The 13,737-nt window shown below is 46.8% G+C and carries 12 protein-coding genes; 6 read left to right on the top strand and 6 right to left on the bottom strand.

Translation table 11 applies throughout. The annotated features are described in order from the left end of the window. Window positions 1-110 precede the first annotated feature (110 nt). The 5 genes from B9N89_RS25495 to tilS form a co-directional block, all read right to left on the bottom strand. Window positions 111-1,037 (bottom strand): CdaR family protein, encoded by a 927-nt coding sequence (locus B9N89_RS25495; protein WP_132324073.1) that lies wholly within the window; start codon window positions 1,035-1,037, stop codon window positions 111-113. After that, window positions 1,030-1,887 carry a diadenylate cyclase CdaA gene (gene cdaA, locus B9N89_RS25500; RefSeq protein ID WP_132324075.1) on the bottom strand — a complete coding sequence of 286 codons (858 nt, stop codon included), beginning with the start codon at window positions 1,885-1,887 and terminating at the stop codon, window positions 1,030-1,032. Before cdaA ends, B9N89_RS25495 begins: the two co-directional genes overlap by 8 nt. A gap of 69 nt (window positions 1,888-1,956) precedes the next feature. Next, window positions 1,957-2,724 carry a dihydropteroate synthase gene (gene folP / locus B9N89_RS25505; protein ID WP_132324077.1) on the bottom strand — a complete coding sequence of 256 codons (768 nt, stop codon included), beginning with the start codon at window positions 2,722-2,724 and terminating at the stop codon, window positions 1,957-1,959. Between the two features lie 17 nt (window positions 2,725-2,741). Next, on the bottom strand, window positions 2,742-4,703 hold the full coding sequence (ftsH, locus tag B9N89_RS25510) for an ATP-dependent zinc metalloprotease FtsH (RefSeq protein ID WP_132324079.1): 1,962 nt from the start codon (window positions 4,701-4,703) through the stop codon (window positions 2,742-2,744). Between the two features lie 120 nt (window positions 4,704-4,823). After that, window positions 4,824-5,915, bottom strand: a complete 1,092-nt coding sequence (gene tilS / locus B9N89_RS25515) for a tRNA lysidine(34) synthetase TilS (protein ID WP_159455633.1) — start codon at window positions 5,913-5,915, stop codon at window positions 4,824-4,826. Window positions 5,916-6,244: 329 nt separating this feature from the next. Between tilS and B9N89_RS25520 the strand changes: the two genes are divergently transcribed. The 3 genes from B9N89_RS25520 to B9N89_RS25530 all read left to right on the top strand — a co-directional run bounded on the left by B9N89_RS25520 (window position 6,245) and on the right by B9N89_RS25530 (window position 8,997). After that, window positions 6,245-7,120 (top strand): flagellin N-terminal helical domain-containing protein, encoded by an 876-nt coding sequence (locus tag B9N89_RS25520; RefSeq protein WP_132324083.1) that lies wholly within the window; start codon window positions 6,245-6,247, stop codon window positions 7,118-7,120. Window positions 7,121-7,141: 21 nt separating this feature from the next. Beyond that, on the top strand, window positions 7,142-8,062 hold the full coding sequence (locus tag B9N89_RS25525) for a flagellin N-terminal helical domain-containing protein (RefSeq protein ID WP_132324085.1): 921 nt from the start codon (window positions 7,142-7,144) through the stop codon (window positions 8,060-8,062). A 248-nt stretch (window positions 8,063-8,310) separates the two neighbouring features. Continuing rightward, the gene (locus B9N89_RS25530) at window positions 8,311-8,997 is read left to right on the top strand and encodes a PDZ domain-containing protein (protein WP_159455634.1); all 687 of its coding nucleotides are present in this window, start codon (window positions 8,311-8,313) and stop codon (window positions 8,995-8,997) included. Window positions 8,998-9,033: 36 nt separating this feature from the next. Here the strand turns inward: B9N89_RS25530 and B9N89_RS25535 are convergent, their stop codons facing one another. Further along, the gene (locus B9N89_RS25535; RefSeq protein WP_132324089.1) at window positions 9,034-10,704 is read right to left on the bottom strand and encodes an AMP-binding protein; all 1,671 of its coding nucleotides are present in this window, start codon (window positions 10,702-10,704) and stop codon (window positions 9,034-9,036) included. Window positions 10,705-10,823: 119 nt separating this feature from the next. On the opposite strand from B9N89_RS25535, the gene B9N89_RS25540 reads away from it, so the two are divergent. The 3 genes from B9N89_RS25540 (at window position 10,824) to B9N89_RS25550 (ending at window position 13,727) form a co-directional block, all read left to right on the top strand. Beyond that, window positions 10,824-11,333, top strand: coding sequence for a CinA family protein (locus B9N89_RS25540; protein WP_132324091.1), 510 nt, complete (start codon window positions 10,824-10,826; stop codon window positions 11,331-11,333). A 10-nt stretch (window positions 11,334-11,343) separates the two neighbouring features. Continuing rightward, entirely contained in the window at window positions 11,344-11,979 is a 636-nt protein-coding gene (locus B9N89_RS25545; RefSeq protein WP_159455635.1) for an outer membrane lipoprotein carrier protein LolA, read from the top strand. A gap of 191 nt (window positions 11,980-12,170) precedes the next feature. Further along, on the top strand, window positions 12,171-13,727 hold the full coding sequence (locus B9N89_RS25550; RefSeq protein ID WP_132324095.1) for a sigma-54 interaction domain-containing protein: 1,557 nt from the start codon (window positions 12,171-12,173) through the stop codon (window positions 13,725-13,727). Window positions 13,728-13,737: the final 10 nt, after the last annotated feature.

The raw sequence follows: 13,737 nt of genomic DNA on the forward strand, positions 1-13,737 counted from the left end.
TGGAAACATATACGTTAGAATAGACCCTGTCTAGAATTGGCACTTGAAAAATACGCCTCTCACTGCCATTCTGACGACATCTATCAATCGCCTCTTAAAGGCCAAAGACCCTAATCTGACTTCTTCTTCTTAAGTATCGAAACAATCCCCTTCTCAGGAAAAGCTTCGATTAGCACGGTATCAGATGGGATTTGAACCTTGATATCCTGTTCATAGCGACCTGGACGCAGACCTTGGGCTTCAATAAAGGCTTTGAAGTCCGACCGCTTGATAAAATTCAATATGTCTGGCGTCCCCTGGACCATAATGGAAACAAAAGAAGGTTTTACTTTCGTCAAGAACTCGCTTCCAACGATTTCCACTGGTATATTTCCAAAGCGCTTGTTGATCTTACTATCTCCGACCTGAAGGAAGACTTTTACTTTTTCCGCGGATAAAGCATTGATCCCTCTACCAGGAGAAATCAGCTTTGCTTCGATCGTTCGATTCTCTTTGATTTCGCTAATATCGATGGGCTCGGTAACGACCTGCCTCACCTTCAGTAGATCCTCTCGAACCCCTTTCAACGATACAATCTGCGGGTCTAGAGTAATCTTTTCGATGATATAGCCCTCAGCAGGTGTCCCTTGGAGAATCTCTTTAATACGCACAGTTCGCTCAATTTGCCGATCAACGAAAATCTCGATGTAAGGGTCATGAATCACAAGGCTCAAGCGTTCGTTCCAGCCCTTAACCTTGCCTTTATCGAGGCGAAGGCGAATCCGTCCCTGCTTGCCAGATGGAACCGCAACGTCGGCCACAAGAATTTTGGGCACATCGATCATCCAAACTTTTGGCCCTCGAACCATAGCTGCCTTTGTTCGGGTGACATCTCCACGAATCGTATAGCCAGGAGGCAGCTGAAGATTCACTCGAATCTCCTTACTCTCTTCGTGGACCAACTCACCTTGGATGATTCCCCAAACCAATAGAGCCAAAAACAGGGATAATAGTTTGAACCAAAAATTTCGGACTAGCAGTTGTAACAGCTTACTCATGCTCCCCTCCTCCACCGGAGCGGAAAATCTTCATTCTCTCGATCACCTGGTTCCAGTTTTTGCCAGAACTCTTCTTTTTTTCTGAAACATCACGGTCAGGGCTCAGTAGATTTCGCAGCACTTTTCGCAGCTCTTTAGGACCTAGATTGCGGGACACATTGCCATCCACAACCAATGAGATCGCCTGCGTCTCTTCAGAAACAACAACCACTAAGGCATCTGTTTCTTGACTCATTCCAATCGCCGCGCGGTGCCTTGTCCCTAAGTCCGGGTCGACCCGCTCATCTCGGGTTAATGGCAGGAAACATCCGGCCGCTGCGATCCGGCCTTGCTGGATAATCACAGCTCCATCGTGTACAGGAGAAGTGGGATGAAAAATAGCTACCAGCAACTCTTTTGATATCCGAGAGTCTACCAATATTCCGACATCGACATAACGACTCAAGATGATATTGCGCTCAATCACAATCAAAGCCCCGATCTTCTTGGATGTCAGGGATGAGGCTGCTCGGGTGATTTCATCAAGAATCTGCCTTGAAGAAACCGCTTCTCCAGATTGGAAAACTGTCTTTTTGCCCATGCGACTCAGCACACGACGAATATCTTCCTGGAATAAAATGACGATGATAATGATGATGGACGAATAAAACTTATCCATCACCCACTTGAGAGTGGTCAATGGATATATCTGAGAGACTAGAAACGTTAGCCCAGCAAGAACCAGAATCCCGAGTACCATTTGCATGGCACGAGTACCCCGAATCAAAAGCAATAGCCGATAGATGATCGCTGCGATAATCAATATATCTACGATCGCCCACGGACCTAGCTTTTGAAAAAGCTCCGCCATTTACACTCTATCCTTGAGTCGACACTATTCACGGCCACCCACCAATCCAAGACTGGCGTTGCATACCTGTTATGACAATAATCGTTTAATATGGGAAAGTTTTTCGACATCATGCGTCCGGATACACTTGATACCCATCATGAGAAAGCAGGTTTCTAGCATTTTCGATGGCGGATCGCGATCGATCGGATCGTCTAAACCCAAAAGCCTCCCCATAAAAGACTTTCGAGAGATGCCCAACAATAGGTGATGCTGACTCCCATGCTGCAAAGAATGCTTTATAAGCTTGAGATTGGCTGCATCATCTTTACCGAAGCCAATTCCAGGATCAAACCAGATACTATCATCCGCGAAACCTGCCCGCCTCAGGCGACCAGAAACCGAATCATAAAAGCTATCGATCTCGCCAATGGCTTCGTCGCCTTTGAGAGGAGCAGTTTGCATCTGCTTTGGGTCCTTGTGCATATGCATCGCGATGTAGATCATGGACTGCTTGGCAAGCACTGCCAAGGTCTCATCATCAGCACCACCTTTGATATCGTTTACCAGTTCGACTCCATAGTCGTGAAGCCGAGTCATGATATTCGGTTTGTTGGTATCGACGCTTATGGGGCAGTCGAATCCCCCCTTCTTGAGACGGTTTAGCACAGGCTCAAGCCGGGTCCATTCTTCCTCTTCTGAGACGTATTCAGCCCCAGGTCGGGAAGATTCAGCGCCTAGATCGATGATGTCAGCACCTTGCTCCACCATCTGCCAAGCGCGATCGAGGGCTAAGTCGGGGTCCAAGAACTGTCCCCCGTCGGAGAAAGAGTCTGGGGTCAAGTTAAGGACCCCCATAATCAATCCACTGCGGTTTAGGTTCCCTGCGGTAATGGCTCCACTCCACTTGGTTTCCCTTGCCCTTCGTCGGCAGGGGTTGTCGCAACGTCTTCGGACTTCACCCCCGCAAGCGCGGCTTCCTTCTCTTTAGCAATACGCTCTTGATACGCTTGCTTCTCTTCTTCGGTAATAATCTTCTCGCCTTCCATAACGGCGTTGATAGCCTTGGAGTCGAGAGTTTCACGAATGAGAAGTGACTCAGACATCTCAGTTAGAACATCACGCTTTTCTTTGAGAATCCGCACTGCGGTATCATACCCCTCAGTGATAATGCGTTTGACTTCAGAATCGATATCGTTAAGAACTTGCTGAGAATAGGTCTCTTGATGACCCCACTCACGGCCCAAGAAGACCTCCTGATCGCCTCCAGAAAGGGCAATTGGACCAAGTTTGTCACTCATTCCCCAGCTACAAACCATCTTTCGCGCGATATCTGTAGCCTTCTGAATGTCGTTTCCGGCACCAGTCGTCGTGTGACCAAAGACGATTTCTTCTGCAGCACGTCCGCCCATAGCATAGGCAATCATCCCCTGAGCATACTCTTTCGACATGGACAATCGATCTTCCGTTGGCAGAAGGACGGTCACACCTAGAGCTTGGCCACGCGGGATAATCGTGATCTTATGAACTGGGTCTGCGCCTGGAACCATTTTGGCAACGATGCAGTGCCCCGCTTCGTGATAAGCTGTGTTGCGCTTTTCACTTTCGCTAATGATCATACTTTTGCGCTCTGGACCCATAAGAACCTTATCTTTCGCGCTCTCAAAGTGAGTCATTGAGACTTCCTTTAGATCTCGTCTCGCAGCAATCAGAGCTGCCTCGTTAACGAGGTTCTCTAAGTCTGCACCGGAGAATCCTGAAGTTCCCTGCGCTATGATGTCTAGGTCGACATCCTTTTTGAGTGGTGTTTTTCTCGTGTGAACCGCAAGAATTCCTCGACGACCACGAACATCGGGCTTAGGTACATAGACCCGGCGATCGAATCGACCTGGCCTCAGAAGTGCGGGATCAAGGACATCGGCACGGTTGGTCGCAGCAATCAGAATCACGCCTTCATTCGTCTCGAAACCATCCATCTCAACCAGAAGTTGGTTCAAGGTCTGTTCACGTTCATCGTGACCGCCACCAAGACCAGCGCCACGTTGACGACCGACAGCATCGATCTCATCGATAAAGATAATACAAGGGGCTTGCTTCTTCGCTTGTTCGAACAAGTCACGAACCCGGCTTGCACCAACACCCACAAACATTTCCACAAAGTCAGAGCCCGAAATACTAAAGAACGGTACTCCAGCTTCTCCTGCGATAGCCTTTGCAAGGATTGTTTTACCGGTTCCCGGAGGGCCCACCAAAAGAACACCCTTAGGGATACGGCCACCCAAGCGAGTGAACTTTTTAGGGTCTTTGAGGAAGTCGACAATTTCTTCCAGCTCGTTCTTCGCTTCCTCAATCCCTGCGACATCTTCAAATGTGAGCTTAGACTGATTTTCGTTTAGCATCTTTGCTCGGCTTTTGCCGAAGGACATGGCCTTGCCACCACCGATCTGTAATTGACGCATGAAAAAGAAAAATAGGAAAAGAAGCAGCAATAAAGGCAAAGAGTTCAGAAGAAGCGCCTTCCAAACGCTTTCCTCTTCAGCCTTTTTGTAACTTACAGAAATTCCTTTTGCGACTAGCTCTTCAGGTTTGATCGTTTCCTGAGGAACGGTGACGCTGAAGGTATCGCCGAGTTTTTTGGTAACGATCGTTTCTCGCTCACCGATTTCGACTTTTTCTATTTTATCCTGCTCAACAAGAGCCTTGAATTCGGAATACTGTACTTCCTGCGCCTCATCTCTTTGGGCAGACATCATGTTGAACATGAGAAACAGCATGAATAAACCAGCAAGCATCAACGACACTTTCAACTGCTGATTTGATTTTTTGGACTTTGACATAAACCCCTTTCTCCCACTGAGAATAGACAATCAAACTAGAATATATCTGTTAGACCCTTTTTAAAAGTACCAAGATTTAATGTAACCCCTCATTTATCAGTAACTATCCATGAGAACTCCTTAAGTGGTCCCGATGACCCACGTCTTAGGAGCTCTGGACTCGTTGTCTTTCGCCACCCAGGTGCCATCCTGAACCAGAAAAGCCTTTCCCTGGGGTGGAATCAGCACCTTCCTGCCCAAGCACAGCAGAGATTGATACTGAGCTTGCCGGGAAGGAGAGGCCACTTTCCGTTGCACTAAAACCTGTCCCGATTGAACCTTGACCACCTCCGTGCCCAAAATCTCTTCGGAATAATTAGAGGAGGTCTTCAACTTCCGCCACAATCTTAGCAGAAGGCCGCGACGGATTCCTTCTTCCGGGACATACTGCCTCAAAAAGTTGGCAATGACCCGCCTCCCGACCGCCTCCGGCAAGCTTTCAATCTTCGACCAAGGTAGAGAAGTCAGTCCTTTCACAGGATAACAGTCATCTATAAATCGAAGGATCTCATCCATGTCACTGGCTGCCTCAGCCACTCGTCGCTCAGCCCCTGGAAAAAGCTGATTGAGACGAGGCATGAGTTCGTGACGAATCCTGTTTCGGCTATAGACCAGTTTAGCATTGGAGGAATCCTCTCGATAAGGTACTTTTTGCCCGGCCTGTGTGGCATCGATCCAGCCTTTTGACACCTGAAGAAAGGGCCTCCATAGGAAACCAGAGCTCACTCGCATTCCTGAGACATAGCGACCTACCCCGCGGCTCAAGCGGAACACCACAGTCTCAGCCAAATCTGATTGGTGATGGGCTGTTGCAATCACATCGACCCCGTCACGAACTAGGGTCTCGAACCATTGGTATCGAGCCTGCCGCGCCCAATTTTGAATTCCTGCATTTGGAGGGGTTTCCGACCGAAGATCTAAGAGGTGGAATCGAACCTGACTCTTAACACAGAATTGCGCCACCATTTCTTGATCGCCATCGGATTCTTCACCCCTTAACCCATAATTCACGTGGGCCACTTCAACGAGATCGAAGCCCAGCTGCTCCTGGGTCTCCAATAAAGTCCAAAGCAAGACCATTGAATCCCGCCCTCCGGAACAGGCTACAATAATGCGCCCCCCGCGCTGCTGAATCTCTCGCATCTGGCTTTCGATTGAAGTTTTTAAAGACATGGGCTCCCTCCCGCTGTCAGGCATATCATAGGTGGGTAAAGATTCAAGAAAACCTTCTTGTAACCACCTGAAATAACAGAACCCCAAAAACCCTATAAGACACTGATATTAAAGCGACTTAGTCATCATTTTAGCTGATTATCAAGCCATAAACCACCACGATTACTACGAATATTCTAAACTACCTGATCCAAGCCACAAACTATACTTTTTTTTGGAAAACTAAATTAATTCTTAAAACTTTGACAAAAAAATCGATTAAGGCCCTGCAGGTGGCACGGTTGCCCCTGCGATCCATGGCAGGATTTACATTCAAGGAGGATTCCCCAATGGGCCTACGTATCCGTACCAATGTGTCTTCATTAACCGCACAACGCTTCGCAGAGAACAACTCAAATGAAATGCAGCAAAGTTTAGAGCGCTTATCATCCGGCTACCGCGTCAACAAATCAGCAGATGATGCCGCTGGCTTGGCAATCTCTGAAAGTATCAGAGCCAAGGTTAGGGGCTTAAATCAGGCTAAGCGGAATGCTAATGATGCAGTATCCATGATTCAAGTTGCTGAGGGTTCGATGAACGAGATCGGTAACATTCTCGTTCGGATGCGAGAGTTAACGATCCAGTCGGCATCAGACACCATCGGCGACTCTGAACGAAGCTACCTCAACCGAGAGTACACCCAGCTAGTAGACGAAATCGATCGTATATCAGCCACCACCGAATTTAACTCATTGAAACTTTTTGATGAGGATCAAAAAGATCAGCTCGTCATTCAGGTTGGTGTCAATGGCAGTGAGGTAGAAGACAACCAAGACACCATCACACTCAACCTTGAAGGGCTCAAAGAAATTAATGTCGAAGGGCTAAACCTCGGCCGTGACGAAGAGATCGGGCCAACCACTGTCGATGGGGAAATCGATAGGGACACGATTGTCACTAAACTCAACGATATCGATGATGCGATCAACAAAGTCTCTAGCGAACGTGCAACTCTTGGTGCTGTACAGAGTCGTTTGAATTCAGCGGTGAATAACCTATCCGTTCAAAACGAGAATCTCCGTACTGCAAACAGCCGCATTCGAGATGTCGACTTTGCTGAAGAATCTTCAAAACTCACACAATCAAGAGTTCTCCAAGCATCGTCTCTTGCCGTATTAACCCAAGCGAACCAAACTCCAGAGGTGGCTTTGCAGTTGCTTCGCTAACAGAGACAGGGAGGATTGGTTATGGGTGTTCGCATCAAAACCAATGTGGAGTCTCTTATTGCCCAGAATAAACTTTCTGAGAATCGGAGAGACTTAAATAGTTCACTAGAAAAACTCGCTTCGGGTCAACGTATCAACAAATCTGCTGACGATGCTGCTGGCCTCGCTGTTTCAGAGCGAATCAGAGCACGAATTGCTAGTTTGGACGTAGCCAAGAGAAACGCCAATGATGGGGTGAGCTACATTCAAGTTGCAGAAGGTAGCTTGAACGAGATCACCAATATCTTGGTCCGTATGCGCGAGCTTGGATCGCAAGCCGCCTCGGATACCCTTGGGAATCGAGAGAGGCAATTCCTTGATCGAGAGTTTCAGCAGCTCACTCAAGAAGTCGCGCGGATCTCGGCCTCCACTGAGTTCAACGGTCGCAAGGTACTCGATGCTGAGGGCAACTCGGAAGCTATGCGAATTTTCGTTGGCGCCTCGAATCGGGCATCCGTCGATGGCAGTTCCAGCGATATCGATCCTGACGAAGATCCTGATGTGATCACCATCAACCTCGAAGAGCTAGAAACTCTCAATGACTCGCTGATCGAGGTGACTGATGGTGGTCTCGCGATTGTTCCCGATGACGAGGATGGCGGTGCAGCTGATCTTGGACCCGACGGCACCAGTGCTTTGTTTGAAACACTAGACACTGCGCTGAATGATGTCGCCTCCTATCGTGCTACCCTAGGTTCGGTCCAATCGCGATTAAACAGTGCAATTCAAAACATTGAAGTCTCAACAGAGAATCTGAGTGCTGCCAATAGCCGGATTCGAGATGTCGACTTTGCGGCAGAAACAGCAAAATTCACACAATCGAAGATTCTAACTGCAGCTGGTGCTTCTGTGCTGGCTCACGCGAATGCTCAACCGGAACTTGTACTCCAGATGCTTCGCTGAAAAAATGGGGGCTACAAGCCCCCATCCATACCTAAAATAAGATTTTATCTTCGATACTTACAAAAAACGTAAACGTTTGGTGTAGGGGTTTGCAACGGCTGCGCAGGATTCTAACACTACGGCTCGTACGTTGCGGTCTTTGGACTAAAGAAATTGAGGGTTTTGCGCTCTCACGACGGTGGCATAAGCATTGCTTTGAAACAGACAGCGACCCGTTGAAGATGAGACCTGTTCTGTGGAGTGAAGCAATGTTGAAGCGACTTTGTAAGACGATCTTGGTAACTCTCCTCTTTTCGTTTACCCCCTTAGCTCAAGCTTCAGATTTGGGCTACATTGTTCTTGGGGTCATCGCCAGCAGCGAAAATCAAAAGGGTGTCGCCCTCCTCAAGCATAAGAGTTCCGGTAAGGTTAGCGCCTTCCGTGAAGGTGATCCGATTCGCGAAAAGTTAAGTATCTCAAGAGTCTACCGAAAAACTGTAGAATTTGTTTGGAATCAGCAAATATACTCTATGAGCGTCGGAGACGACTCTCCTCGACGAACTCCGGACGTATCGTCCCCAGTCACATCGGTAGCTGCCAACCTCACCCATATTGAAGGCGTCGAAAAGAATGGCAATACCCTGACAGTGAATCGAAGCTTAAAAGAATCGCTAGTAGGCGAAAATCTTAATAAGGTCCTAATGCAAGCCGCTGCCGTCCCTCATACTCGCAACGGTCGCCTCATCGGGTTTAAGCTTTTGGAAATTGATGCTGGTAGTATCTACGATGTAGCTGGCTTCAAAGATGGTGATATCATCACTCATATCAACGAACTTCCCATCAATGATGCTGGCCGAGCCATCAAAGCTCTAAGCTCATTGCGCCAAGCTTCTACTGCAAACTTTAGCTATCTGCGACAGAATCAGGAGCATGAGCTAATCATCAGAATTAACTGATGCTTGTCATAGGGACAAAGCATCCTTGTCAAGAGGTTATGCCGAAGCTGGCTCTTGATCACGAAGTTCCCGTCTTAGAATCTTCCCAACATTGGACTTCGGCAGCTCATCTTTGAACTCATAGGCACGGGGCCGTTTGTAGCCAGTGAGATTCTTCTCACAATATGCCTTAAGCTCACTCTCCGTTAGGGAATCATCCTTTTTCACCACAAAAGCCTTCACTTTTTCGCCGCTAGAATCACTGGGAATCCCAATGACAGCAGCTTCCAGAACTTTTGGGTGGGATGCCAGGACATCTTCGACTTCGTTAGGATAAACGTTGAAACCGGAAACCAGGATCATATCCTTTTTGCGATCAACAATGAAAAAATATCCATCCTCGTCTTGCTTCGCCATATCACCGGTCCATAGCCAACCATCCTTGATAGTTTTATCGGTTTCGTCTGACCTTTGCCAATAACCTTTCATGACCTGAGGCCCTTGAATACACAGCTCACCCACTTCACCGATAGGTACTTCGTTGCCGGCCTCATCGAGGACCTTGGAGTTTGTCGAAGGTAAAGGGAGGCCAATGGAGCCTTTGGGAGGCACGGTGTGCATAGGATTGCAATGAGTCACAGGAGATGCTTCGGTCAAACCGAAGCCCTCGATCACCTGAGTTCCCGTGATGCTTTGGAACTCTTTTGCTACCGATTGCTGTAACGCCATTCCACCAGCTAACGCCACCTTTAAGTCACGTGGGGCCACTGCCTGGAAAGCTTTACTATTATTGAGAGCATTAAACAGAGTGTTCACTCCGGTCATGACTGTAATTTTATACTTTTTAAAGGCCTTAACCGTATTTTCGATCGGAACTGGCTTCGGCAAAAGAATCATCCGCCCACCTGTTGTCAGAAAAGCCAGAAAATTCACACTCAAAGCGAAGATATGATAAAGAGGCAGTGCCGTTAGGATAACCTCATCGCCTTTTAGGATATAGGGTTTTGCCCATTCTTGAATCTGATAGATATTTGCTAAGATGTTCCTTTGCGTTAGCATGGCACCTTTAGAAACACCAGTGGTTCCCCCTGTATATTGCAAAACTGCGATATCATCGAGACTAATTTCTGGGGTCTGATATTTCTTGCTCTGGCTACCTTTCGAAAGGGCTTCTTTAAAGGGAATCACAGTCAGGTTATGAGAGGGCACCATACCCTTAACTTTCAAAACGGTTTTAATCAGCAAACTTTTCCACAAAGGAAGTTGATCACCAATGCTTGTGACAATCACATGCTCAATTTCTGTATCTTCAATAATCTCTTCCAACTTATCCAGGAACAGATCCATGATGACCAATGCCTTAGCGCCACTATCAACGAATTGATGACGCATTTCCCGAGCTGTGTAGAGGGGATTCGTATTGACACAAATTACCCCGATTTTCATAGCCGCTTGCAAAGCAACAGGAAATTGAATCACATTAGGAAGCATAATTGCGACTCGATCGCCCTTCTTCATTTTCAGATCATTTTGCAGGTATGAAGCTAGATCACTGGAAAGCCTGTCATATTGCCTAAAACTCACATCAGTTCCCATACAAGTAAGGGCAACTTTGTTTGCGTATTGTCGACAGGTTGTCTCAATCAGGTTTGCAATATGGACGCCGTCTGGTATTTCAATTTCAGTCTTTATATTCGCAGGATAGTGTTGCAGCCAAGAATGACTCATGCCGACGCTCCTCGGAAAATATAGTACTACATGTCAACGGACCTAATTTTATTGGTAAGACAATAAATGAGATTTATGGAAATAGCGAATAAAAACGACCGCACAAGAGGAGTAGACCATTGATCCTACAAGCTAGTGAGCGTTGCCTAATTCTGGCACAAAAACTTCAAAAGAGCCTACTCGATCGTCACCAGACTTTGGCAACGGCGGAAAGCTGCACTGGAGGTCTGCTAGCCAGCCTCCTAACTCATCACCCCGGATCATCCCGATTTTACTTAGGTGGTGTCAGCGCCTACAGCAATAGCGCCAAAAAAGATATTCTAGGGGTCAAAGAAAAGACACTCAAGCAACATGGTGCTGTGTCACCTGAAGCGGCCTGTGAGATGGCTCAGGGTGTCTTAGAGGCTTTTCATGGTAATTATGGGATAGCTATAACGGGAATCGCTGGACCCGATGGGGGAAGCCCGGACAAGCCAGTGGGAACTATTGTGGTCGGGCTTGCCTCTCGGCAGGGCGCTACTATAGCCAAGACATTTCAACTCGGAGAGGACCGCTTACAAAACCGATCTGAAATCAGTTTCGTGGCACTCAAGGAGTTGCTAGACTTTATTGACACAGAAAACTCATAAGGAGTCGCCATTGAAGTTCTTCATAGCTTATATTCTTTTGATCCCCTCCCTACTCTTTGCTGAGAAAGACATCAAAAAGGAACATCAAGATCTGTTTTCAAAAATTGACCACATTTCGGTGCAATTTAAGCAAACTATTTACAAAAAACTTCGTAACCGCACCATTAACAGGCAGGGTGAAGCTCACTTCTCGAAGCCCAACTATTTCCGTTGGAACTTTGTGAACAAAGACTTTGGTAACGAGGAGTTTTACTACAATGGCAAAAAACTAACCCACTTTCGCGAGAAAGAAAAGGTGGTCACCCACTATAATGCAAATGTGGGGCTAGCTAAAGAACTCAACGAAGTCGTAAACCTCGTGCTAGACCCGAGCACCCTTCACAATCGTTACGACACAAGCAAAGTCGAAAAAGAAAAGAATCAAACCAAGCTCACCCTATCTCCCAGAGCAGGTGTCGCAACCGAGATCGCCTCCATTGAGGTGAAGGTATCTGACCAAAGAAAATACGTTAAGGATATCAAAATCCTCTATATGGATGGAAACTACACACAATTTCAGTTTAAGAACCCCAGGTTCTCAGCTAATGATCTAAAGATATTTACCTTTTCGAAGAAAGGCTCTTTTACCATTCGTAATCATGGCTGATCAGGGGAGTTACAGCCCCTGTCTACTTTTTTCCTCTTTTCCCCTACCTTACTGTTATTACAAGACAAAAAAGTGTAAAGTTTTTGGCCGTTCCAGCCGATAAGTTTGCTAGACCGACTAACAAACAGTCAATTTGAAGTAGTCAGAAACATGCGTACCGCACCCAAACTGAGTTTCTGAAAGGGAGGACTATGAATCAGGAAGCTGTTCGATGGGAAGATTTTGAAAAAATCCACGTCATCCGCAAATTAAAAGAAATCATTGGCAAATGGTGGCAAGTGCAAATCAACTTCACCGACCGCAAGGGGTTTCTTCGTAACGTACCCGATGGACGATTCTTTAATCCACTCAATCCCATCTGCCAGGCAATCGTCGCTGATGACAAGGGTTTCTCAAAGCGGTTAGCGACAGCGAGACAAACGACGGTCGACTCAATGAGTTCGAAGACCACCCGAGTGACTCGCGATCCTTCCGGCTTTTCAGTTATTTCAGTTCCCATCCACGTCAATAACGAATTCTTAGGGACAGTTTTTGGCGATGGCTTTGTGGTCGCAGATTCCGCTGCTGAGCAAAAAGCCCTGATTCGATCTTATCTCGAAAGAGATTTCCCACAGAGATCAGACCTTCTTGCAGAGGTTGAAAACCTTCCTGTTCTATCCGAAAAGGAACTCCGCTATCTTACTGAATTAATCACTCTCGTTGTCGATGAAATCCTTGTTATGCACAAGTTTTTAGACGACGAAAAGTCTAGAGTAAGCGAGCTTTCGAAAGAACTTGGTGTTCGATATGGCTTCGATCGAATGATCGGTAAGTCGCTTCCTATGCAGGAACTTTACCGACTTTTGGAAAGAATCTGCGACTCTGATGCAACTGTTTTGATCCAAGGTTCCAATGGTACTGGTAAAGAACTTATTGCGAAAGCACTGCACTATAACTCAAAACGAAAGTCCAAAAAGTTCTTGGTTGTCAACTGCGGTGCCTTTAACGAAAACTTGCTCGAATCCGAGCTTTTTGGTCATATCAAAGGCTCATTTACAGGTGCTGTCAAGGATAAGAAAGGTCTTTTTGAGGCTGCTGACGGCGGCACACTATTCCTCGATGAGATTGGTGACACATCAATGCAGATGCAGGTGAAGCTGCTACGAGTGCTTCAAGAAGGCACGTTCACGCCAGTGGGTAGTACCGAAGTTAAAAAGAGTAGCGTTCGAGTCTTGGCCGCTACCAACAAGCCACTAGTCGAAATGGTGAAGTCGGGCGAGTTCCGGGAAGATCTCTACTATCGATTAAATGTTATCAACGTTACTGTCCCCATGCTGAAAGACCGTAAAGAAGACATCGTGCTTCTTGCAGATCACTTCTTGGAAAAATTTGCCAAAAATAGTGGTACACCAAAGAAGAAGATCAGCAAAAGCTGTTTAGAAAAACTCATGGACCATGATTGGCCAGGTAACGTTCGAGAGCTTGAAAATGAGGTCGAGCGCCTTTGTGTTCTCGCTGGAGACAGCCTTGATTTGAACGATGACTTTCTATCACCAAGAATCAAAGAAAATGCTAACAAGAAGTATCCGGGACTGCGGGTGAACGGCAATCTCAAAGACTCTTTAGAATCATTGGAAAAACAGATGATTCTTGACGGTTTGGAACGAACAGGTTGGAACAAATCGCGCTTAGCAAAAGAACTAGGCATAAGCCGTGCTGGTTTGATCACTAAAGTGAATAAGTACGGCCTGGAAAAACGAGGTGGCTAAGACCACAGTG

This window comes from Pseudobacteriovorax antillogorgiicola (assembly GCF_900177345.1).
In the GTDB taxonomy this organism is placed as follows: Bacteria; Bdellovibrionota_B; Oligoflexia; order Oligoflexales; family Oligoflexaceae; genus Pseudobacteriovorax; species Pseudobacteriovorax antillogorgiicola.

What these genes read in the sequence shown, in the direction of transcription:
- B9N89_RS25495 (WP_132324073.1), bottom strand. Translation starts at nt 1,037, where the DNA reads ATGAGTAAGCTGTTACAACTGCTAGTCCGAAATTTTTGGTTCAAACTA.
- cdaA (WP_132324075.1), bottom strand. Translation starts at nt 1,887, where the DNA reads ATGGCGGAGCTTTTTCAAAAGCTAGGTCCGTGGGCGATCGTAGATATA.
- folP (WP_132324077.1), bottom strand. Translation starts at nt 2,724, where the DNA reads ATGGGGGTCCTTAACTTGACCCCAGACTCTTTCTCCGACGGGGGACAG.
- ftsH (WP_132324079.1), bottom strand. Translation starts at nt 4,703, where the DNA reads ATGTCAAAGTCCAAAAAATCAAATCAGCAGTTGAAAGTGTCGTTGATG.
- tilS (WP_159455633.1), bottom strand. Translation starts at nt 5,915, where the DNA reads ATGTCTTTAAAAACTTCAATCGAAAGCCAGATGCGAGAGATTCAGCAG.
- B9N89_RS25520 (WP_132324083.1), top strand. Translation starts at nt 6,245, where the DNA reads ATGGGCCTACGTATCCGTACCAATGTGTCTTCATTAACCGCACAACGC.
- B9N89_RS25525 (WP_132324085.1), top strand. Translation starts at nt 7,142, where the DNA reads ATGGGTGTTCGCATCAAAACCAATGTGGAGTCTCTTATTGCCCAGAAT.
- B9N89_RS25530 (WP_159455634.1), top strand. Translation starts at nt 8,311, where the DNA reads ATGTTGAAGCGACTTTGTAAGACGATCTTGGTAACTCTCCTCTTTTCG.
- B9N89_RS25535 (WP_132324089.1), bottom strand. Translation starts at nt 10,704, where the DNA reads ATGAGTCATTCTTGGCTGCAACACTATCCTGCGAATATAAAGACTGAA.
- B9N89_RS25550 (WP_132324095.1), top strand. Translation starts at nt 12,171, where the DNA reads ATGAATCAGGAAGCTGTTCGATGGGAAGATTTTGAAAAAATCCACGTC.